At 24.0% G+C, this 23,327-nt stretch carries 20 protein-coding genes and 2 tRNA genes; 2 read left to right on the top strand and 20 right to left on the bottom strand.

The features are described 5' to 3' along the window. Window position 1 precedes the first annotated feature (1 nt). From ACXX88_RS01385 to ACXX88_RS01330, 12 genes are all read right to left on the bottom strand, one after another. The gene (locus ACXX88_RS01385) at window positions 2–2,242 is read right to left on the bottom strand and encodes a hypothetical protein (protein WP_458559354.1); all 2,241 of its coding nucleotides are present in this window, start codon (window positions 2,240–2,242) and stop codon (window positions 2–4) included. An 8-nt stretch (window positions 2,243–2,250) separates the two neighbouring features. Beyond that, window positions 2,251–3,207 carry a hypothetical protein gene (locus tag ACXX88_RS01380; protein WP_458559353.1) on the bottom strand — a complete coding sequence of 319 codons (957 nt, stop codon included), beginning with the start codon at window positions 3,205–3,207 and terminating at the stop codon, window positions 2,251–2,253. Window positions 3,208–3,320: 113 nt separating this feature from the next. Then, entirely contained in the window at window positions 3,321–4,259 is a 939-nt protein-coding gene (locus ACXX88_RS01375; RefSeq protein WP_458559352.1) for an L-lactate dehydrogenase, read from the bottom strand. Between the two features lie 188 nt (window positions 4,260–4,447). Next, window positions 4,448–4,684, bottom strand: a complete 237-nt coding sequence (locus tag ACXX88_RS01370; RefSeq protein WP_458559351.1) for a hypothetical protein — start codon at window positions 4,682–4,684, stop codon at window positions 4,448–4,450. A 143-nt stretch (window positions 4,685–4,827) separates the two neighbouring features. Beyond that, window positions 4,828–5,901: an HNH endonuclease gene (locus ACXX88_RS01365; RefSeq protein WP_458559350.1), complete on the bottom strand. Its 1,074-nt coding sequence runs from the start codon at window positions 5,899–5,901 to the stop codon at window positions 4,828–4,830. Beyond that, window positions 5,901–7,130, bottom strand: a complete 1,230-nt coding sequence (gene dcm / locus ACXX88_RS01360; protein WP_458559349.1) for a DNA (cytosine-5-)-methyltransferase — start codon at window positions 7,128–7,130, stop codon at window positions 5,901–5,903. Before dcm ends, ACXX88_RS01365 begins: the two co-directional genes overlap by 1 nt. A gap of 14 nt (window positions 7,131–7,144) precedes the next feature. Next, window positions 7,145–11,800, bottom strand: a complete 4,656-nt coding sequence (locus ACXX88_RS01355) for an MGA_1079 family surface serine endopeptidase (RefSeq protein ID WP_458559348.1) — start codon at window positions 11,798–11,800, stop codon at window positions 7,145–7,147. Between the two features lie 20 nt (window positions 11,801–11,820). After that, window positions 11,821–13,236, bottom strand: a complete 1,416-nt coding sequence (gene gatB / locus ACXX88_RS01350; RefSeq protein WP_458559347.1) for an Asp-tRNA(Asn)/Glu-tRNA(Gln) amidotransferase subunit GatB — start codon at window positions 13,234–13,236, stop codon at window positions 11,821–11,823. Next, window positions 13,229–14,551, bottom strand: a complete 1,323-nt coding sequence (locus ACXX88_RS01345) for an amidase family protein (protein WP_458559346.1) — start codon at window positions 14,549–14,551, stop codon at window positions 13,229–13,231. The genes gatB and ACXX88_RS01345 overlap by 8 nt, the downstream gene beginning before the upstream one ends. Then, entirely contained in the window at window positions 14,538–14,837 is a 300-nt protein-coding gene (locus tag ACXX88_RS01340; RefSeq protein WP_458559345.1) for a hypothetical protein, read from the bottom strand. The genes ACXX88_RS01345 and ACXX88_RS01340 overlap by 14 nt, the downstream gene beginning before the upstream one ends. A gap of 11 nt (window positions 14,838–14,848) precedes the next feature. Then, window positions 14,849–15,697 (bottom strand): pseudouridine synthase, encoded by an 849-nt coding sequence (locus ACXX88_RS01335; protein ID WP_458559344.1) that lies wholly within the window; start codon window positions 15,695–15,697, stop codon window positions 14,849–14,851. A gap of 42 nt (window positions 15,698–15,739) precedes the next feature. Continuing rightward, window positions 15,740–16,411 (bottom strand): 16S rRNA (uracil(1498)-N(3))-methyltransferase, encoded by a 672-nt coding sequence (locus ACXX88_RS01330; protein WP_458559343.1) that lies wholly within the window; start codon window positions 16,409–16,411, stop codon window positions 15,740–15,742. 46 nt (window positions 16,412–16,457) lie between these two features. On the opposite strand from ACXX88_RS01330, the gene ACXX88_RS01325 reads away from it, so the two are divergent. Continuing rightward, window positions 16,458–16,533, top strand: a tRNA-Thr gene (locus tag ACXX88_RS01325). A gap of 49 nt (window positions 16,534–16,582) precedes the next feature. On the opposite strand, the gene hinT is transcribed toward ACXX88_RS01325, so the two are convergent. The 3 genes from hinT to ACXX88_RS01310 are packed head-to-tail and all read right to left on the bottom strand — an operon-like array spanning window position 16,583 to window position 20,757. Continuing rightward, on the bottom strand, window positions 16,583–16,903 hold the full coding sequence (gene hinT, locus ACXX88_RS01320; RefSeq protein WP_458559342.1) for a histidine triad protein HinT: 321 nt from the start codon (window positions 16,901–16,903) through the stop codon (window positions 16,583–16,585). A gap of 9 nt (window positions 16,904–16,912) precedes the next feature. Then, the gene (locus ACXX88_RS01315) at window positions 16,913–18,553 is read right to left on the bottom strand and encodes a HinT-interacting membrane complex lipoprotein P60 (protein WP_458559341.1); all 1,641 of its coding nucleotides are present in this window, start codon (window positions 18,551–18,553) and stop codon (window positions 16,913–16,915) included. An 11-nt stretch (window positions 18,554–18,564) separates the two neighbouring features. Next, window positions 18,565–20,757 carry a HinT-interacting membrane complex protein P80 gene (locus ACXX88_RS01310; RefSeq protein ID WP_458559340.1) on the bottom strand — a complete coding sequence of 731 codons (2,193 nt, stop codon included), beginning with the start codon at window positions 20,755–20,757 and terminating at the stop codon, window positions 18,565–18,567. A gap of 161 nt (window positions 20,758–20,918) precedes the next feature. Between ACXX88_RS01310 and ACXX88_RS01305 the strand changes: the two genes are divergently transcribed. Then, window positions 20,919–21,527, top strand: coding sequence for a thymidine kinase (locus tag ACXX88_RS01305; RefSeq protein WP_436358839.1), 609 nt, complete (start codon window positions 20,919–20,921; stop codon window positions 21,525–21,527). A 42-nt stretch (window positions 21,528–21,569) separates the two neighbouring features. On the opposite strand, the gene rpmB is transcribed toward ACXX88_RS01305, so the two are convergent. From rpmB to ACXX88_RS01280, 5 genes are all read right to left on the bottom strand, one after another. Then, on the bottom strand, window positions 21,570–21,767 hold the full coding sequence (gene rpmB / locus ACXX88_RS01300) for a 50S ribosomal protein L28 (RefSeq protein WP_436358838.1): 198 nt from the start codon (window positions 21,765–21,767) through the stop codon (window positions 21,570–21,572). 19 nt (window positions 21,768–21,786) lie between these two features. After that, window positions 21,787–22,140 (bottom strand): 50S ribosomal protein L20, encoded by a 354-nt coding sequence (rplT, locus tag ACXX88_RS01295; RefSeq protein WP_436358837.1) that lies wholly within the window; start codon window positions 22,138–22,140, stop codon window positions 21,787–21,789. A 23-nt stretch (window positions 22,141–22,163) separates the two neighbouring features. Next, window positions 22,164–22,352 carry a 50S ribosomal protein L35 gene (rpmI, locus tag ACXX88_RS01290; RefSeq protein WP_436358836.1) on the bottom strand — a complete coding sequence of 63 codons (189 nt, stop codon included), beginning with the start codon at window positions 22,350–22,352 and terminating at the stop codon, window positions 22,164–22,166. After that, the gene (infC, locus tag ACXX88_RS01285) at window positions 22,333–22,974 is read right to left on the bottom strand and encodes a translation initiation factor IF-3 (protein ID WP_436359214.1); all 642 of its coding nucleotides are present in this window, start codon (window positions 22,972–22,974) and stop codon (window positions 22,333–22,335) included. The genes rpmI and infC overlap by 20 nt, the downstream gene beginning before the upstream one ends. A 250-nt stretch (window positions 22,975–23,224) precedes the next feature. Continuing rightward, a tRNA-Ile gene (locus tag ACXX88_RS01280) sits at window positions 23,225–23,301 on the bottom strand. Between the last annotated feature and the right edge of the window lie 26 nt (window positions 23,302–23,327).

Here is a 23,327-nt window from a genome sequence, read left to right as displayed (position 1 = left end):
TTTATTCTGTATTTTCTAAACTTTTCTCTTCTGTATAATCAATTATAACCGTGTCTTCTAATTTTACAAAATTAGGTGTTTTTTTCGGTTTTTGTCTATGACTTAAAATTTTAGATGAAATTAATTCATTATCTGAAATATAAATTTCTGATCGATTACTTTTAAAGTATCTTCTTGAAGAATATAATTCATCATATTCATGTTCGCTAATTTTATCAATAATAGAAAAATCGAAAGATTTAAATTTATAAAATTTTTTAGCAAATTCACTTTCAAATTCCTTTTTAATATTATTAAATGAACATTCAATTATTCTCGATTTTTCTATAAAAACAAAATTTTTAATGTGCTTTGTTTCAACAAAATCACTTGCAAAAATTATTAAACTAGTATTTGGATTTTTATTTGCCACCAATTGATCTACATATGTTTTATTAAAAATAGTTTTATTTAAATCCACAAGAGCAACTTCTGGAGAATATAATTTTAACTTTCCTATGTCTATTTTTATTTTCTCTTCTTGTGTTAAATCTGAATATGGAATTCAGAGTTTATCAATACCTATATTAATGGATTTTAAAAAATTATATAATTCATTTTTAATAATAACATTCTGAATGATTTCGTTGTCTTCAAAGTCATTTGTATATAAAAAAGAAATAGGGTGATAAATAACATAAAAATGATCATTTAAAAAAATTACGTTTTTTATTTTTTTAAATATTTCTAATTCCACTTCGTTGCTATTTTCATTTTTTCTTTTTAAGAAAGAAAATAAAAATCTATCAATTTTAGTAATTGCAATGATATTATTAATAATTTCTTGTTCTAATTTAGAATTATTTTGCATTTTGATTTCAATGCTATTGGCTAATAAATTTTCATTTTTTTCTTTTTCTCATACATAATTTGCTTTTTTTTCTCATAAAACATTTGTTTTTTTATGTTTTTCTACTTGATCGATTTCTTTAGAACCTTCAATTGTTGCTTTTTTTAAAAAGTTTATTTCTTTTTTTAATTCTTTTTTTTCTATTAAAGTGTCTAATAATTTCTTTTCATTTAAGATTTTGATTTTATTTAGTGTAAATTTCTTTTCGTGATATTCTTCTATTATTTCTAGTTGATTATCCAATTTAATTGTTTTACCCCTTTTAAAATCAAAAAATAAGTTATTGAAAAATTCAATTTCAAATTCTTTAATAGTGTTATAAAAACCTTTAACAACGCTTGGTTTTACATATTTTAGATGCTTTTTATTATGTTTAAAAATATAAAGTGTTTTTCTTTTGATTCAATAATTAATTTTAGCTTTTACAATCTGTTCTTTGTTTGCAGATTTATATGCTTCTTTTAAATCCTTTTTAGTTTCTTTAATTTTGAGTTTCAATGATTTTATAAGTAAATAATATATTCCATTTTTTAAAAACCCGTTTTTTAAAAATTCATTTCTTTTTTTAAGTTCTGCTTTTAATTGATTAATTTCTTGAAAGTGATTATGAGAAGCGATTTCAAATTCTGAAGAATGTTCAAATGATTCAACTTCTTTTTCAGCAATTTCAAATTCAGTTCTTAAATTTTGTAATTTTCCTTCGTTTTTTCTGTATTTATCTCTATATTTTTCATAAACATTAAATTTTTTAATTTCATAGTAAGTTATATTATTTAAACTTGTATTTAGCATATCTATTCTTTTATCTAAATAATCATTTAACTCACTTAAATTAAAATTATTTTGTTCTAATTTCTGTAAAAATTCTTTATAATTAATTTTTTTAAAAAATTGATCAAAAATTTTAATTTGTGTTTCAAAAAGATCGTATGATATTTTTTCTTCCTCTTCTTTTATGAAAAAATGATATTCATCACTAACTTCTTTTCAATCTTTACGGAAATCTCTCATTAATTTAAAATCATATTCATTAGTATTAAAAGAATATTTCATTATTTCAAATAATGGTTTATCGAAATAGTGATTTTTATTTTTATTAGAAAAAATTGATAAAACTTTTTCAGGTATTCAAAAATCTTTAAAATTCTTTTTTAAAAAATTCTTTCCTATTTTAATGACGCCAGAATAGTTTTTATTTTTAAAAACTAAGAGTTCTTTAAAACAAAAAGGAATTTTCTTATTAGAAGAAAAAATAAGGACATCTTCTCCTTTATTTATTTCTAAATTTAAGTTTTTTAATTTGTCTTCATAAGTAACATCAAGTAAAGAAATTATTTTGTTTGTAAATTCCATATTTTCCTTTAATAATTATTTCTATTTTTGTTTTTTACAATCGGAAGGATTACTAAACTTGTAAGGTAAATAACAAATAAATTAACTCAAATTTTAATAGGCGACACAATAAAATGTGTAATTAGTGCTACTTCAAAAGTTGGGAAAGCACCAGATTGAACATCACCTAAAGCTAATATTGCACTTGATGTTGGTTCTAAAATAACTGAAAAAGCAATAATAGGAACCATTGTAGTAAATCTATCTTTTTGTTGAAAAAATTTTAAAAATCTTGCTATTGTTATAAAAATCAACATGGTTCCGTTTCCAGATAACATTAAAATTAAAAAACCTACTTTATTTTTTATGTATTTTGATTCTTCTAATAATTTATCAGGAGCTAAAAATACAATGGTAGAAACAATAGCAGCAACAACTATCATTATAATTCAACAAAAAATTAACATAGAAGTAAATAAAGTATTTTGTTGTGTTTCTTTATTTAATCTATTAATTCTTTTAGAAATTGTTGAAATTTTTTTATTAATTTTTTTTATTTCTTTTTCATTAGAAAGAGAAAGTAGTGATAAAGAAAGATTTTCTATTTTTAAAGCATAAAATTTACTTTTTTCTTTTATATTTTTTTGAATATAATTTTCATTTAATCTTTTTTTAATAAAATCAAAAAATAATCATGAAATTATTCCTGGAATAAATCCAGTAATAGATAAAGCTAAAGTGTAATAAATTGAATAGGTGCTAGGAACAAATTGAAAAGAAATTAAATCTGATAAAAATCCTGTTAATAAACCTACAATTGGTCCAAAAATAAATCCTGTAATTTTAATAGGTAAACCAATTATTGAAAAACGAAAATTAGGTAAAGCTGCAAAAGGAAAAAATCTAATACCCAATAAAAGCATTATTGTAGATATGGACATAAAAACAGCAACAAATGCTATTGTTTTTGCGTTAAATCTTCTCATAAAATCTTTCCTTATATATAATTATTTAAATTTTACCACTATTATTTTAAGATTTTAAAATATATTTTTTATTTTAATAAAAAAGAAACTTAGAAAAGTTTCTCTTAAATTATTTATTGAATTGATTTGATTGTTTCTTTAACAATTCTTACAGAATTAGCAAATTTTGCTTTTTCTTTGTCGTTTAAATCTAAGTTAAGTATTTCTTTTATTCCTTCAGAACCGATAATAGCAGGAACTCCGATTACAACATCAGAAGCGCCATATTCACCATTTAAGTATACTCCTAAAGGTAAAACAGCATTAGAATCTTCTTGAATTACTCTAACTATTTGTGCTAAACATGCACCAATACCATAAAAGGTTGCTCTTTTTCTTTCAATAATTTTATATGCTTTTGTATAAACTGGTTTTTCTAATTCTTCTTCGTAATTTGAAGCATTTACTCCGGATTTTTCTTCATATTTACTAAAAGGTAATCCTGCTATTTTAAAAGTTGAATAGTTAATTAATGAAGAATCTCCATGTTCACCAATAACAAATGCTTCTATATTGTTTGTTGAGACTCCTGTTTTTTTAGAAAGTAATTGTTTTAATCTTGAAGTGTCAAGAATTGTTCCTGAACCAATAACTTTTTTAGGATCAAAACCTGTTTCTTTTAAATATACATATGTGAGAATATCCACTGGATTTGATGCGATAATTGTAATTCCATTGAATCCACTATCTTTAATTTGTTTTGCAATATCTTTCATAATTAAAGAATTGTCTTTTACCATTTCTAATCTTGTTTCACCTGGTAATTGTGGTCTTCCTGCTGTTATAACGACTATATCAGCATCTTTAGCATCTGCATAATTAGCTGAAAATACTTCATATTTTCTAACAGACGGAACAATAGCATCTTCTAAATCAAGAACATTCCCGTCTCTTGGTCCTTCAAATTTATCAATGATTCCGTATTTTGCAGCTAATCCTTGATTAATGGCGGAATATAAGAAAGAAGAACCAACTGCTCCTGCTCCTACTAAAATAACTTTTGTTGCTTTCATTTATTAAAAATCTCCCTTTTATTAATTTTTATTACATTAAAATTATAAAACATAAAATAAAAAATCATGTTTTTTTATAGTTTTCTTTACATTTTATTTTTATTTTGTATATATTTTAATTCTCCCGTCTTTCCCAGTTTCAAGAATTAAAAAACCGTTTACGCCTGTTTTATGGGGCAAAACGGTTTTTATTTATCTGATTTAATTACAATTTTTTTGATCTCATCATACTTGTTTCAAAGATCGATATCGCTTCCTGATTTTTCTCTTTTTCTTTCTATTTCTTCTCCTGTAATGTTATTTATAAATATTTCTTCTCTAACTAAACTTAAAATTTTAATAAATTGTCATTCAGTAAGATGATTATTAATTCTGTGTTTAAAATAATATTCATTTGTTTTATGAATGAATAATTTTAAAACCACTAATGAAGCAAAACATAAAAGTATGTGAGCTACAATGTGGCTATCTAAATAAACATAAGTTGGTCTTATTGCTAAATAACTTTTTAAACTTCTAAAATTTGATTCAATTTGTCATTGTTTAGAATATAAATGAATTATTTTTCTTATTTTACTTGTAAAGTTTTATCTCTATGAAATTTTAAATACTTTTCATGATTAACAGAAATTTTAATTCCTATTTTATCTTTTAAAGTATTTTGAAAAAAAGAACTTTCACTTTTTAGAAATTTATTTTCTTTTGTTAAAACATTTCCATCAATATCAAAAGAAATTAAAAATTTATCAAATAATTTATCATGATTTGCACAAAAAATAAATCCATTATAATAATCACAAATTTGTTCTCTTTTGTCTTTAATGTCTATTTTTTCTTTTAAAATTTCATTAATTGGTTTTATATGGGAAGCAATTAACAACTCTGGAATATCTATATCGCAATTTTGAAAAGCACATTTTTCGGGATAAACATTAAATAAATATTGTCTAAAAAGTCTTCTATACTTATTTTCATTTTCCGGGTTTTTAAATTTGTTCCTATTTATTGTTTTTAATTTTAATTCTCTCTCTATATCCTTTTTGTAAAAATCTAAATATATTTGTGGAATTTCATTTAAAAAGAAATCAAGTATTTTAGAATTATGAATAATATAAACATTATTTCTATAATTTAATTTATAAATTTCTTTACTTTCTTGTTCGTTTATACAATTAAGAATTTCTTCATTAGTTACTCATCTTGAACTTGAAGTTCCCGATTCCATTGATTTGCTTTTTATAAATTCTTCTGGATTTATTATAAAAAAAATTGTATTAGAATAGTCTAGTTCTTTTACGTTTGAAAAAGGAATGTAAACATTTATAATCAAACACTTTTCTCTTAGTTTAATTAACTCCCTAAATTTTTTATTGTTTGTAATCGCTATTTTTTTAGCATTATTTCTTCCGCCATTATCTGTGTGTTCAATAAAAATATTATATTTTTTATTGTTCAAGTTTAAAGAAAAAATTTCTTTTGATTCAAAAAGTTTTTCATATTTAACAACATTATTATTTTTTGACAAAAATTCAACAAGAATTTTCATAAACTTTTCTTTATCCTTGTTATTCTTTCCTTCTAATGGATGTATTGTTTCTAAGTTTTCAATTTTATTTCCAACAATATGATTGTATTTTAGCATTATTTATACTCCAATAATTTTTCAATAACTAAAGCAACTACAAAAATATTAACTGAATTTCCTAATTGTTTATATGCATAATGATCTTTGTGATTTTCACTTAATTCATTATGCAAAATAAAGTTTTTTGGGAAGGTTTGAAGATTTGCTGCTTCCCTTGGAGTAATGTATCTTCATTTGTTTTTTTCTTTATCAAAAAGAATTGATGTTTGCACGATAGCAACTAAAGTAGGGAAAATTTCTGCTTTTTTGCATCTTATTCCAGATTGTCTCATTTGAATAAATGTATTTTGAATATTTCTAACTTCTTTTCCCGCTTGCCATTCAAATTTCTTATCTCTTAATTTTCAAGATGAAACATTGTATTTTTCCATCCATTTTTTTATGAAAATATAATTTTCTTCAAAAAATTCTCTCATATTTTCTAAATATTTTTTTCTTCAAGGTACTAAACCTTTTAACTCATAATTTTGATCAAATTCATCTAATCAGATTACCGGTAAAGTTCTTGTTTCTGGAAATTTTACTTCCCTAACAAATTCATCTCACGCATTTAAAATCTTAAGCAAATATTCATCTTGTAAAAAATATTTTTCATCAACATTTTTTTCTAAAATATTAATAAATTCGTTTGTTTTTTTTGAGTCGAAAGAAAAAATAAAATCTTTTTGTTCTATTTTATTTTCTTGTTTTTCTTTTAATATACCAGGAATAAAAACTCTTTCTCTGTTTTGTGGAATTCCAAAATTATGTGGAGACAAAATCAAGGGATTTTCAGGTATTAAATAATTTAATTCCTCTTCTAATACTTTTTTTATTATAGTTCAAGTTCTACCTTTATCATGTTTTACCAAATGTTTCACATTTTCGAGAAGAATATACTTAGGTTTTTTTGCTTTTAAAATTTTTACTATATCAAAAAATAGAGTTCCTCTTATTTCATCTTCAAAACCTTTTTTGTTTCCTGCATTTGAAAATGTTTGACAAGGAAAACCTGCAAATAAAATATCATGTTCTGGAACTTGTGAACAATCTTCATCCAATAAACGAATATCTATAATTTCTTCTTTACTCTTTTTAAAATTATGTGAATAAACCTTTATTGCTTCTTTATCAATTTCACTACTAAAAACACATTCAATTTCAAAATTTTTATTTTTCGCTACTTTTTCAATAGCTTTATAAAAACCGCCGATTCCAGCAAACAAATCTATAAATTTATATTTCATTATTACTTATTTCTTTATTTTTCCTTTCTAAAAAATCAAGGGACACTATATTCAAAAGGTTTTTGTACATTTAATTTTAATATTTGTGCCGCTAACGATCTCTTATTAGTTAATGATAATGGATCTTCGTTATTTCAATTAATTCCAAAATAACTATGTGTAATTGTTTCATAGTTTCAAGATTGTAAAAATGTTAAAGATGCTCCTGAATTTATAGTTGAAATATAACTGTTATTTTCTCCTAAAATTCCTGTACCTGAATTTCCATTATTAAAGAAAGTAGGAGTATATCCTTGTTGTCTAGATAACCCAACATTTCCTGAAGAGCTACCTGCTCTGTTAATTAGATAACCTGATTGTTTTCCATATGGAAAACCATTCATTGCAAAGTTTTTAAGATTTGCTCCAAAGAAAATCGCTCCTTCTACACCTGTATAATCTAAATTAGTATTTGGTAAAGTAAATCAGTTTTTAAAATATGCAACCATATCCATTTTACCTTCTAATTGTGCTTCTTTAATAAGTTCAAAAGCATCTACAACAAATACAGTCATATCAACAAAATTACCTGCTGTGTTGTTATTTCCGTTTTTATCATATTGATTTAATCCAGTTCATATAATACCAGAGGTTGCTTTAGAAATTCTATTAGATCCTGATCAATAAGAATATCCTGGTTCTACATTATTATCAAAGTTATTAGATGATTTAACAATATATTTATTAGTAACTTCTGTTGGTAAATTATTGTCATCAAAGACATATTTTTTTCCAGCTTCTACGTGGTTGTTTGTAATAATGTAAAATTTACCATCATTAGGATTACTACTTACTTTTGCAAACATTGTTGCAGAACCCAAACCATAAGCGATTGCTCTTGATCTTACATTATTAACTAAAGGAATATCTTTTCAGTCTTTATGAAGAAATTCATTATCTTGTTTATATCCGTTATGTAATTCATAACTAACATTTTGATTTGGATTGTATTCATTGCTTAAAATAACTTCTTGCGGTGTAAAGAAAGTAATAGGTTGATTTTCTTGATTATAATCTAGGTTTTTATAACTAAATAGATTAGTTTTTTGACCAAAATCCTCATGTTCAATTGTATTTGTATAATTTAGCGAAATAGAAGCACCAGCATTATTTATTAAAAATGCTTTATTTTTATTAAATTTATCAAATTTAGTTTCATCTTGTGTTTCTTTAAAAGTAATTGCTTCTTTGTATGGATTTCCTACAAGAAGTTTATAGTTTTTATCTTCCAATTCAACTGTGAATTTTATTCCTTCATTTTGCTGATATTTAGCTTTGATAACAAAATAAAATCTTGGATGTTCTCCACCATTTAACTTGTTAATTATAATGGTTTGTTGTCTAAAAGAAATTTCTTTGCCAAGTATTAGATCTTCAAAATTAAACTCAAAGTTGTACCCCTTGTCTAAAGAAGAAATATTTGTTAGTCTTTGATCGTTTTGAACCAAAGTATTTCCAAATAAGTGAAATTTAATTTTTCGATTTGTGGAATTGTTGCTTAAAAAGGTTTTTTCTATATATTTGGTTTTTAATGTTCAACTTGCAGCTTCTGTTTGAGCATCAAAAGATCATAATAAGTCTTTTTGATAAGGTTCAATTTCTCTTTCTCTTCTTATTTCTGAAGAAGATTCAAAAATAGTTTTTAACTCTTTTTTAGCAAAAGTTAATTCCTCTTTTGAATTAACAGATGAAGCAAAGCCTTGAATTTTATATCATACATTCCCTTTAATAACGCTGTTGTTATTTTTAGGATTTGTATATTGTAACTTAACATAAATAGAATTATTATCTATGTTTTTAGCTTCTGCAATTGAAATATTACTTGTGTTGATTTTGAAATTGTTATAAGGGATTTCATTTGATTTTAAAGATACATAATTCGAAAGATCGCTTGAATGATTATTTACTTTATTTTTAAAATCATTTGCACTAATTTGCTGTATATTTGCTGTATTTATGTTTAAATCACTGTATTTAATACTGTTTAAAATTATTTCTGGATACAAGTTTTCTTTATAGTCATTTGTTAAATTAACTAAAGTAATGTCCTGATTATTTGTATAACGTTTTTCAGTATTTTCTTTATTTATAAAACCTAATTTGAATGTTAAACTTCCTTCATTTTCGCTTCTAACATCATAAAAGTATATAAAGTATTTATTATAAATATTAGCTAAATTTAAATTATTTTCTGAATCATTTGTGTTTTTAATAGATGTTTGAGAAGTGAAAAAACCATTTACAGATGAATTTTTATTTGAAACATCTGCATCATCTTTATTTGCACTTCCTGTGTTTGATAAATTACTAAAATTATTGTCATTAGAATTAGAAGTATCTGAATTTGCATTTTTAAATTTTAATAAGAAATTGAGTGCTTCAAAGGCTTTTTGCTCTATTATGTCTTTAGGATCTAAAACTCTAAATTGAAGATTTTTTGATTTATCAATCACTCCATCAACTCTTCTATAATCAAAATTTGAACTATTAATTTGATTAATAATTGTTTTATCATTTTGATCGATTATTTCTTTGTTAATAAAATCATTTTGTGTAAATCATTCATTTTCATTTATTGGTTTAATATCTCTAAAACTTAAAGGTTTAAAGAAATTAATTGTTTTTAAATGAGAATTAATAAACATTGTGGTATTTATTTTTGGTAAAGGCACTTCTATTCCATCTTTTTTATATCACAGAAAAACTTTAGCTTGACCACCGTTAGTATTTCCTGTGTTATTAATTATATCCTTAACTTCTTTAACAAAAATTTCATATTTACCTATTTTTGGCATTTTATACGATGTTTCTAATGCTTCTTTAGCATCTTTAGCATTAAACATTGTGTGGTTTATATTTGGATTTTTAAATTCGATATTACTTCAAAATAGATTAGCAGAAGGAGTTGAAATAGTTTTTCCATTAGTTGTAACTTTATTAGCTTCAGTTATAATTTTAATAATTTTTGCTTCATCTCTTAAATCTTTATCACTAGCATCAGATTTTGAATTATTTAAATAATAATTAAAAGTTGTTGATTCTTCTCCTTTAGTAACTTTTATTTTAAAAGTAGCAAAAAATGAATCACCATCTACTTCATATCTTAAATCATTGCTGTAATTTATTATTTCAACTTTTACACCTTCTGGTTTTTGTATATCAAATAATAAATTCTCTTTATAAATTTTATTAAATACTTTATTAATTTCTTCTTGAGTTAAAGCATTAGCAGAAGCATTTGTTGGATTAGTTAAAGAATTTAAAGCAGTTTCTAATGTTTTACTTGAATATTCAGGAAAAGTTTTTAAAACTTCAGAAAATAAATCATCTTTTAATCACATATTAAAAATATTTATTTGTTTAATGTTAGCATAATATTTTTTAATGTCTTCTGAATTATAAAAATCATAATAATTTTGAACTTCTCTATAAAATTTAGAATTGGTAAATATTTCTTTTGGCGTTATTGAAATATTTTTCAACAAGTCACTTTTTAATTGTACAGAATTTTCTGTTTGTAAAGGAATTTCCTTTATTTTAGTATCATTTACATAAAAACCAATGTTTAAAGTTATCTTATTATCGGTTATAAAAATATTATCTGTTTCTTCAATTTTATATTTAAAAAAATTATTTATTATTTTTTGTTTGGAAACAAAAATATCCTTTATTTTTTCAAAATTATTTATTAAATCAGATTTATATAAATCTAAAAATTGATCATAACTAAAATTAAAAATCTCATCTAAATTACTAATTTTAATTGCATTAATTTTAGAATTTAAATCATTACTAAAAGTAATTGTTTTAGTAACTTTTGCAAATTTAGTAGAATCAGTAGTACTTTTTGCAAGATAAACTAAATTTAAATTATTAACATTAGTAGAATCTATTTTTACTTCTTCTAAAGTTAAATTCACATTTTCTATATCGTTATGTGATAAATAAATATTTTGATTTTCTTTATTGATAGATGCACTATATAAGAATTTTTTTAAATCATAAGCTTCTATATTTGAATTAAAATTGATTTCCAGTTTTCTTTCTACATCTTCTTTAAAAGTTTTATCTTCTTTTATAGGTTCTAGATTTTGTTCATCTGAACCATTTAGTTTCTTCTCTGAATCTTTTAAATTAACTAAAGTAGAATTTATTTTATTTAAAAAATCTAGTGTTTTAATTTGTTCAACATCAGAAATTAACTTGCTGTCTTTTAAAAATTTTTCTGTTTGTAATAAAAATTTATCAAACTCTCCTTTATTATTGGCTTCTGTATATTTCTTTGTTTCTTTAACTGTTTGAGCATTTGAAATAGTGCTTATTATTTTACTAACAATAGAATTATATTGTAAAGAAAGATCTAAAATATTATTAATTTCTTCTTTTGAATTTAATGAATTTATAAAACTAGCCAAACCATTTTTAGTTTCGTCATTTAAGTTAGAATAATTTTCAATTTTTGATTTACTAGATTTTTTGTAATCTTCTAGATTTTCTTCTGTATTTGCATTTGAATGAGTTTTTTTGTTTCTAGTTAAAGCGTAAGTTGTACCAATAACTGCAGAACCTACACCAACAACACCAGTTAGCAATAACAATGCTAACAATAATTTTTTCTTTTTTTTGTTCATTTATCTTTTACTTCTTTCAATTATTTTTTAAGTTTTTCTTCAATTGTTTTAATTGTTAATTCATTAGCTTTTTGAGGATTTGCCTGACCTTTAGTTTGTTTCATTATTTGTCCTAAAAAGAATTTAATAACTCTTTCTGGTCTATTTTCATAATCATTTAATAATTGTTCATTTTCTAAGATTAAATTATTTAAAATTTTTTGAATTAAATCATTATTTTCTATTTGAACCAAATTGTATTTTTTAATAATTTCATCAATACTTAAATTTTCTTTTTCCTTATATAAAACTATTTCTTTTGCTTGTTTTGATGAAATAGAATTATTTTTTTCTAAAGTTAAAATTTCAACTATATTATTTGGGGTTATATTTAACGAATCAATGCTTTTTTCCTTTATAATTGGAACAATTTCAGAAAAAAAGAATTTAGCTAATTTATCTTTATTGTCAAAATTTATTTTATTAAAGAATTGTAATCAATCAAAATTATTTAATAACTGTTCTACGTAAATATTAGAAACTGATTGGTTTAATAATTCTTCTTCCCATTCTCAATGTAGCTTATCTAATTTAATTGAATCAATAAATTCTTCTTTTAATTGAATAACAGGAATATTTGGTTCAGGATAATATCTATAATCAACTGCTCCAGTTTTTTCTCTCATTACTATATTTTGTTGTAAAACATCATCAAAACGTTTAGTTTGTTGAATGATTTTTTCGTTATTATTTAATTTTAAAGTTTGAGTTGCAATTTCCAATTCTATCGCTTTTTTCACATTAGAAACTGAATTAATATTTTTAATTTCTACTTTGGTACCAAAACCTTCTCCTGGTTTGTTTAAAGATAAATTAATATCTGCTCTTAGTGAACCTTCTTCTAACTTTGCATCTGATATTCCTAAAAATTTTGCTATTTTAGCAATTGTTTCAATGTATTTTGCAGCTTGATTTGCATTTTTAATAACAGGGTTTGTAACAATTTCTATTAACGGAATACCTGCTCTATTATAGTCTAAAAAAGTTCCTTGTTCAGTATGTAATTGTTTTGCTGTATCCTCTTCTAAATGTATTCTTTCTATTGAAATTTCATTAACTTCATTATTAATTTTAAAAGAAACTTTTCCATTTTTCCCTATAGGTCTAAATTGTTGTGTGATTTGAAAACCTTTTGGTAAATCTGGATAAAAATAATTTTTTCTATCAAAATGTAATTCATTATCAATATTCATTTTTAATGCTTTTGCTAATTTTATAGCTTTTATAACAGCTTCTTTATTTAATAAAGGCAATGTCCCGGGATAAGCTAAGTCAACTAGACTAATATTTTTATTATTTTCTTCATTAAATGAATTTTTAGCTGCTGAAAACATTTTAGTTTTAGTGTTTAATTCCAAATGTATTTCAATACCTATAACCACTTCATAATTATTCATTAGTTTTCTCCTTTAATTTTTCTTCAATTCAAAGTGCATAACTCAATAATTTTTCATCATTTTGCATTTTAGAATCTATTGCTAGATTAAAAGGTAATTTATTATTTTTGTCCTCTCCTAATTTCATTGTTATAGATGGAGAACCAGCTAAATTAGAACCTGTTAAAATATAATCCATATAACTTCTTTTTTCTGTATTTTCAAAATAAGGGGCAACATCAGGTGCTGCTGGATAAATAACTATGTCATATTTATCATATAATTCATCTAAATAATTTTTTATCAATCTTCTAATTTTTTGTGCCTTTAGAAATAATTCGTCTTGATTTTCTTTTTCAAGGAAATAAGAACCTAATATTAATCTTCTTTGTACCATTTTTCCAAAACCTTTTGAACGGGTATTAGTCATTATTTCACTTCAGTCTTTACCGTTTTCTCTTTGCCCAAATGCTATTCCATTTAAATTAGCTAAATTAGAACTTGCCTCAGAATAGGAAATAATGTCATATACTGGTTTAATTGCTTTTAATAAATCAGCATTAGGTTCAATGGATTCTGTTTCCACAAATGCGGAAATTTCCTTTATAAAAGAAAAATATTTTTCATAAACAGATTCGCTTAGCAAATTTTTAGGAATGTTAAAATATCCAATTTTATCTGGTTTTGTTTTTATAACATTATTAATTAAAATGTTTTCGGAAGTCATATCATTATAATCTTTTCCATAAGCAACTTTAGCAACTTCTATAACATCATTAACATTATGAGCAAATCATGAAACTGTATCTAAAGAGGAAGCATATGCAAACATACCAAATCTTGAAACTGCTCCATAACTTGGTTTAAATCCTACTTTTCCTATATATGATGCAGGAAGTCTTACAGAATCTCCTGTATCTGAAGCTAAAGCAAAGGAAACGTTATTTGTCAATGTAGCTGCAGAACCGGAAGAAGAACCACCTATTTTTCTTTTGTTATCTAAAGGGTGAGAAATAATTCCTCAATAAGAATAAATACCTTCTCCACCAAGAGCTAACTCATCATTATGAACCTTTGCTACAGGTATTGCTCCATTATCAAGTAATTTTTGCACAACAGTAGCATTATAAGAAGGGTAAAAATTTTCAAGTAATCTAGAAGACGCTTGTGTTTTAGCTGTTTTTGTAGCAAAAACATCTTTAATAGTAAAAACACAACCGCTAAGTGCTTTGTTTTCTATAATTTCTTGTTCTGGAAAAAGAAAAGAAACTGCATTATTTGTGTCTTTATGTAACTCTTTGTGAGCTAGTAAAAAATTTCCTTTATTTTTTATCATTTATAACCCTTTCTAATTGCACAAAATTTTTGTTTTTTGCAGGTGCGTTTTTTAATAAAATCCCTTTATTTTCTGTATATTCAAGCACTTCATCTTCTCTAACTAAACTAAAATCTTTAATTTTTGTTAATCTAACTAGTGGTTTAACATTACCAACATCTATCTGTTTAAATTCGTTTAACATTTTATAAATTTCATCAAGTTCTTTTTCTAATGATAAAATAACTTCATCATTTGGAATAAGTTTTAATATTTTAGCTAATTCAATTATTTCTTCTCTTTTCATTTTTCTCCTTACTATCATTTTGGATAACTTATAAATTCTTTATCATTTAAATAAGATAAATCTCCACTTAAATCTTTAAATTTGATTCTATGTGAATGTAAAAAAACTCTAAAATTTTTTTTACCACCATACTTTGTATCGCCATAAATCGGAAAACCTAAATGTGATAAAGTCACTCTAATTTGATGTTTTTTTCCTGTTATTAATCTTGCATATTTTTTAGAATTTTCACTAAAAAATTCTGTTATAGCTAATATATTTGAGTTTTTTACTACTTTCATTTTTTGCTTAGTTTCATCTTTTTCAAGAAAAAGTGAAGAAGTGAATTTATTGTCTATTTTTATATCAGATTTAAAGATATAAATTTTTTCAAATTTCTTTTGTTTTTCTTTTAATTCGACAAGTGCTTTATAATTTTTTGCATATATTACTATTCCTGAAGTTTTTTTATCTATTCTACCTATGTGAGATGGAATAAAAGAATCTTTTTGTTTAAAATTTAAATACTTTAAAATTTGTAAATCTAAACAATTATCTTCACTATGAATAGCTATATTTTCTTCTTTATTTACTATTAAAATATTTTTGTCTTCAAATATTATAGAAAAGTTTTTTTCTTTACTGTTATTTGTGGTTGTAAATTCTTGATTTATTTTTTCTTCATTTAGTCCATAAACTTGGATTTCATCATTAACCCTAATAATATATTTTTTATCATTGCTTCTTTTGCCATTAATTTTTATATCTTTTAAGCGAAAAAGTTTTTCTATTTTAGATAAAGGAACCTTGTTAAAATATTTAATTATAAATTTATATAATCTTCTACCTTCATCATTTAACGTTGCTTTTATTATTCTCATAATTGAATTTTACTTTAAATTTATTTTTTATTTTATAAAAAATTAATTTTCTTCTATTCTAGATAAAATAAACAAAGGAGCGGTTTCTGCTCTTAATATTCTTTTTCCTAAACTTATTGCTTTAAAGTTGTTTTTTAAAGCTAAGTCCACTTCTTGTTGACTAAAACCGCCTTCTGGACCTATTAAAAATAAAGAATTTTGAGGAAAAAGAATATTTTTATCAGAAGTTTCAACTTTTTCATGTGCTATATATTTATTTTTTATATTTAAGTTTAAAATTTCTTTAAAGTTAATGGGATAATGTATTTTCATAACTTTATTTCGGAAACTTTGTTGCGTGGAACTTTTGGCAATTTCTTGTCATCTTTCAATTTTTTTGTCAATGTCGTTGCCTAATTTTTGCTCAACATTTTCACTAAAAATTGGATAAAAATCACTAACACCAAGTTCTGTAGCCTTTTGAATTAATCATTCAAAACGCTTGATATTAATTATTGCACTCGCTATAATAACAGGTTCATTAAATTCATGATTTTCTTTCAATTCTTGCTCAATTATCGCTAAATCACCTTCTAAATGACAAATATAAAATTTTTCTTCATATATACAAATTATTTTTTCGTTTTTTATTCTAGCTACTTTTATGTGATGGAGGGTTTCCTTAGATAATATAAAATAATTATTTTCTTTTTTTTGTGCAAAAAATCTCATCATAATTTACTCCTATTTTTGTTAAATTAGTTTATAATATTATAGAAAAGCCATCATAGCTCAGTCGGTAGAGCACATCCATGGTAAGGATGGGGTCGCAGGTTCGATTCCTGTTGTTGGCACCATATCAAATAGACCATAAAAATCTCTTCTTAAAATAAAGAAGAGATTTTTTTATTTTTCACTTGGTATTATGTGAATATGAGTATGAAAAACTTCTTGACCTGCTTCTTTTTCATTGTTTATAAGTAGTTTAAAACCTTTTACATTTAATTTTTGAGTTTGTTCAATTGCAAGTTCTTTTGCCTTTACAATTAAATATTCTAAGTCACTATTTTCAATAGAAAATAAATTTCTAGAATAAATTTTAGGAACTACTAAAAAATGTCCTTTTGTAACTGGTTTTATATCAAGAAAAGCTATAACTCTTTCATCTTCATAAATGATATTTGCTGGTATTTCTCTATTTATAATTTTTAAAAATAATTGTTCCATTTTACATCTCTATTTTTTAGTTGTATTTTTATTATTTGATTCTGGGTCTAAAATTGAATCTTTATATTCAATTTTGTAACCAGCATCTTCATAGAATTTTTTAATCTCTTCATATAGAGTGTTTTTGTCTGCTAAATATAATGAAAATGCCAATATTTCCTTTTGTTCTACTGTATTTCAAGGTGTGTGATCTAAAGAGAAATAAGTTTTATATGTTGTTACATTGTCTTTTGTTGTTGCTTTGTTTTCATCAAATAAAGGCACAATTTTATTTACATAAGAAGCTGATATTTTGGTTAAATCACTACTTATAGCTTTTACAGAAGAAGGATAATCACTAAGTACTCTACCTGCATCAGAAATATTAGGAGAGTAAGAAGGTGTGCTTGAATCTCAAGTTACATCTACTGCATAAGTTCTTACAGAAGGGTGTTGTTGGTCTTTGTTTGCAGTCAATACCATCTTGATAATTACTGTTGCTCTTTTTTGGATGCTATCTGATTCAAAAGGCATAATTTTTTCAACAGTATAAGTAACATCACTATGTTCTGCTGCTTTAACAACTTCAATATCTTCTTTAGTTAATTGATATTTTGTTTTTGTCTTGTCAAAAGAGTCTTTTAGTTTGATAGGTAATTCTTTTTTACCTTTTCAACTTTCTGCAGCTGCTAAATCATTTTTAGAATATATAATTCTAGAATTTTCATCCACAAATCCGCTCTTTATATTTGTCTCTCTTTTCAAAGTATAAACATCATAATTAAAACTTCCTTTAGGGTTAGAACCTTGATTGTAGAGAATTCCTTGATATGATAATAATTGTTTTAAATCAATATCATCATTCACATTTAATAACTCAAAATCCTGTATTTTATTGGTGTTTTTGGAATTTTTAAATCTTTCATCTACTAAAGAGTTAAAAGAATTTTCATCTTTAATTTCTAATAAATTATAAGTGGCTAAGTCATCTGAATCAGTAGACTCATATTTTCAAATTTGAGCAGGTTGTTTTTCTAATAAAAGTGTTTTTAAAAAGAAATCTTTGGTTTCTGGATTAGTATTTTGATATGCTAATCTTTGATTATAATTTGTGTTTTTTTCCGCTGAATTTGTTTTATATTTATTGGATTCAATAATATCTTTAGATTCAGAACTAGTTAAGAATTTAAAAACTAAAACCATTTTTAAAATATTGTTTTTTAAATCTGAATTATTGTTGTTAAATAAAATTTCAAATCCTTTTTCTGTAAATAATTTATTTGGTCCTACCTCTGTATATAATTCTTTTAATTCTTCTGTAGTTAAAAAATTATTAGAATTTAAATCATTTATAAATTTTACTGTAAAGGTGCTGTCTTTTTTCAACTCTTGTTTTTGGTAAAAATTAAATGCTTTTTTAACTAATGCATAAAATTCGCTATTTTTGTTTTTAAATTCTTGATCTAAGTTTTGATTTTTAAATCATTTATCAGTTAAAATGGTTTCGATATATTTGGTTTCAATAAATCTTTTAACTACTTCTTTTTTTAATTTCTCATCTTGAATTATTTTTTCTGAACTTTCTACTTCAACAGGAGAACAAGAAACAACAGATAACGGAATAATTCCCGCTATAGCACTTGTTAATAATGAATATTTAATTTTTTTCATTTTATTCTCCTTTATTTATTTTTAATAATTCCAAAATGTTTTTGTAAAGCATCATAAATAGTGTCTACATCTGATTTTTCTGTTTTTCCTGTAATTGTTCAGTAGTTTTTAGTGTTGTCAAAATTAAAATCAGCATTTAAATTGTATTTTTTAATTTCTGTTAAATAAGTTTCAATTTTAGTATTTATTTTTAAAATTAAATCATTAGAATAAGAAATTATTTTATTATCAATATTTTTTTCTAAAGACTTAATATAATTGGTTTTTTCTTCTTCAGACTTATTACTTTTTACATCTGTCAATAATTTAGTTTTAAATTTTTCATCAGATATTGTGTCTTTTAAAACAAAACTTTCGTTTTTTAATTCATTAAATAAGTCATTTATTTTAAGTCTGTTAGTTATTGAAGAGTTAATTTGATTATTAGCATTTAATTGTAATTCTTTTTTAAGAATTTCTTGTAATTTATCAAAAGTGTTTATTGAATTTTTTAAAATAATATTCAATCCTTTACTTGAATAAATAATTGAACTGTTTTCAGTTAATTTATAAATTGTGTGAATTCTATAACTTGAACCGGTAGTTTCTCCAAAAGTTTCTTTAAAAGCTTCACCAGCTTTTTTAAGTTCTCCATCGCTTAGTTTATCAATAAAATCTGCTATTTTTTTATTTAGTTCATTAATTTCAGTTAATTTTTTATTAGTTAAAGTTGAAGCATCTGGAAGTAAATTTTCATGTCCATTTGCAAATAACTTTTCTTTAATTTTACTAAATAAAGTAGTGGATAAAATATGTGTTGCTTCTTTTGCACTAAATACATTATCTAAAAATGTAATGCCATAAGAAGAATCTTCACTATCAAAAATTTGACTTAAATTTCTTAAAGGTAATTGTCCTAAATTTTGTGCATTTGTTTTATTAACTGATGAATTAATTGTGTTAAGTAAAATTCTATCAGTAGATTTTTGATTCTCATCTGAAGTAGCAGTATTTCCTTTGAAGTTTTCAATTAAACTTAGTGTAGTTTTTACTTCTTGTGTGGTTAAATCATTAGAATTTATTTGGGTTACTGAATATCTTAATAATTCTTTTAAATCAGCTTTAGCAATTGTTCATGCATCTTGTGCATTTGAAGAATTTTGATTAGCATGAATAACTAATTGAGAAACATCAAAGAATGAAAATTTATCTTTTAATAAAGCATTATTGTTAAAATAAAATTTATTAATTACATTATTTGCATTCATATACTCTTTAACATAAGAATTTGTTAAAAATGCAGAAACTTTATATTCATCTTTAATTTTTTCTTTTTCAGATTCTGTTTTAGATTTATCACTTTCTCTTTCGATATTTGGAATAAATCCATTTACAACGTTTGAACCTTTGTCAGCATCATCTTCTAAAATGATAATATCTTTAAATAATCTATCACCTTTTTTATAAACAATATTTCCATTTTTATCTTTAATATCTTCACTTAATACTCTATTTTTAACATCTTTATATAAGTATGTTGTTGAAAACTCTGGAGTAAATCTTGCAAAAGCTTTTTTTTCTGCTTCTTTATATGTTAAATATTCAACTGCTTTATCAAAATTGACTGCTCCACCAAATTTTGGATCTGTAGAAATATATTTATTAAATTCAGATTCTCAATTTTGGAAACCATAAGTTCTTTGATATCTTCTTCTTTCGTCTTCAAGGAATTTTTGTTGTGATTGTTTTAAATCATCATAGCTTTTAAAATTAGGATTAAATCTATCGTTTGCACTTGTTTTACCTGCTACATAAGATTTATCTCATGCTTTTTTGAATAATTGAGAAGCCTCATATTCTTCTTCATAAAGATAATTAATTAAAACTTTTTGTGCTTCATCAAATTGTTCTTTATTAATAACTGAATCTGTTTGGGTTGCGTTGATAATATCTTGAAGATTTAAGTTTTTAGGACCGTTTGGTGTAGATATACTTACTAAAATATCTGAATCTGCTCTAGCTGCAATTTTTGTAGGTTGTGCATTAGTGATACCTAAAGGAATTCCTATAGCTAATCCAGAAACTACCAAAGCAGCTGATGCAAATAAAACTCCATTAAGGATTTTTCTTTTTTTAATTTGTTCTGGTGTTCTTTCTTTTTTTTGTTTTTTCTCGCTTTTGGAATTTAATCTTGCAAGTTTTTTAGAAAGTTTTTCTTTTGACATATTTACCTCTTTAGTTTGCTATTTAATTTATATTAATTAAATTAATATAAAAATTTTACCAAATTTTAATGTAATATAAATTAAAAATAAAAAAATAAAAAATTTTTCATTTTTTTGCTTTTTATAATTATAATAATTAATACACACGCAAAGGAGTATGAATGATGTACAAAAAATTTTCTGAAGGAATGATTGAAGTTATTACCGGTCCTATGTTTTCTGGAAAAAGCGAAGAATTGTTAAAAAGGATTAGAATTTTAGAATATGCAAATATTAAAACTTTAGTAGTTAAACCACACTTTGATAATAGGTTTGCAGAAGATGAAATAATTTCTAGATCAGGAGCAAAAATATCAACTTTTAATGCTTCTACAGCCGAAGAAATAAAAGAGTTATTTAATAAAAAAAATTATAAAGCAATCGCTATTGACGAAGTTCACTTTTTTGGTAAAGATGTTCTTAATTTACTTAGTGATTTAGCTGATGATGGTGTAAGAGTAATAGTAAGCGGTTTGGATATGGATTATTTAAGAAGACCTTTTAGTATTGTTCCAGCATTACTTTCAATGGCTGAAAATGTTACAAAATTGCAGGCAGTATGTGTAAAGTGTAAAAATGCAGCATCTACAAGTTTTAGAAAAATTAATAGTAAAAATGTAAAACTTTTAGGGGACACTGAAGAATATGAAGCAAGATGCAGATCTTGTCATATAAAAGGCGAATTTGGAAAAATTAAAGATAAAAACGAAGACAAAAGTGAAGAAAAATAACCTAAAAATTTTTAGGTTATTTTTTGTTATATTAATTAAAAACTAGTTTGATTTACCGTTTTTACGTAAAGTTCTTGCTGTTTTTGCACTTACTTTAATTGTAACAACTTGCCCTTTTTCATTAAGTATTTTCATTTTTTGCAAGTTTAATCTAAAAGTTCTTTTAGTAGCATTTAAAGCGTGAGATCTTTTATTTCCCACCATAGGACCTTTTCCTGTTATTGCATCTTTTCTTGCCATATTTATTCTCCTTTTCTAATTATTTTAAAGCACTTTTTGCTTGTTTAATGATAGTTTCAAAAACTTCATGATGATGAATCGCAAGTTCTGAAAGCATTTTTCTATTAACTTCAATATTAGCTTTTTTAAGTCCGTTAATTAATTGAGAATATGTAATTCCAAGAGGTCTAGAAGCAGCATTAATTCTTGCTATTCATAATTTTCTAAAATCTCTTTTTACTTGTTTTCTATCTCTAAAAGCATAAGTTCAAGATTTAACAACTGCTTGTTTTGCAACTTTAAATCCTATTGATTTATGTCCTCAATATCCTTTAGCTAATTTTAATCATTTTTTTCTTCTTTGTCTTGTAACAGTTCCACCTTTAACTCTCATTGTTGTTACCTCTTTCTATGTTATTAAAATAAACCTTTTATTCTTTTTAAATCTGATGCAGAAACTAATGTAGCTTTTCTTGCGTGTCTTTTTTGTTTAGTTGTTTTGTTTTGAGCTAAATGAGATCTATAAGCTTGTCCTCTTTTAACTTTTCCACTTCCTGTAACTTTTAATCTCTTTTTTAAAGAGGATTTAGTTTTCATTTTTGGCATTTTCGGTTTTACCTTTCTCTTCTTGTTTTAATTCTTTTTCTTTTTTAGAACTTGTCAAATGTGGTAATTTCTTTTTATCCCTTTCAACATACATATCTAAAAATCTTTCATTTTGCTGTGCATCTTTTGTAATTTTAGCTATGTCAGAAATGTATTCATAAAATTTATCTAAAACAACTTTACCAAGTTCAGGTCTAGAAGCCTCTCTACCTCTAAATTTTAAAGAAATTTTTACTCTATCTCCATCTAAAAGAAATTCTCTAGCTTTTCTTGCTTTGGTCTCTATATCTTTAATGTTTATTCCTGGAGTTAGTCTAATTTCTCTATTATTAACAAAAGTTTGTTTTTCTTTTACTTCCTTTTGTTTTTTCTTTCTTTCATATTTAAATTTTCCATAATCCATTATTCTTCCTATTGGTTTAGGTTTGTCACCTGAATTATCAATAGAAATAATAACTAAGTCCATTTTTTGTTCTTTCGCCATTTCAATGGCTTCATTTTTAGAAAGAACACCAACTTGACTGTTGTCTGAATTTATTACGAAAATTTTTGAAAAGGGAATATTTTCATTAACAAAATGTTCTTGTTGTGGCTTTTTTTTATTCCCAAAATTGTTATTTAATTTACTAATAACTCTTTCTCCTTACGAATTTAAATAAAATAAAGTGGTAATACACCACTTTCTCTCAATTAGATACAATTTAATAATAAAATAGTTTATAAACAAAATTGTAGCATACCCATGGAATAACCATTAGGTGAGAGATTAATCTACTTTCTGCAATTTTTATCTATTGCTATTAAATTATATATTTTTTTTGCAAAAAAAGCAAATAAAAAAAGCAAATAATTGCTTTTGGTCAAATTTGAAATGGTGGGAACGAATGGAATCGAACCATCGACCTCACGATTATCAGTCGTGTGCTCTAACCGTCTGAGCTACGCTCCCATTAATAAATTTATATGCAAATTGCA

This window comes from Mycoplasma sp. 5370 (assembly GCF_054343435.1).
Note: the sequence above shows the minus strand (reverse complement) of the source record. Positions and strands in the feature narration are given on the sequence as shown.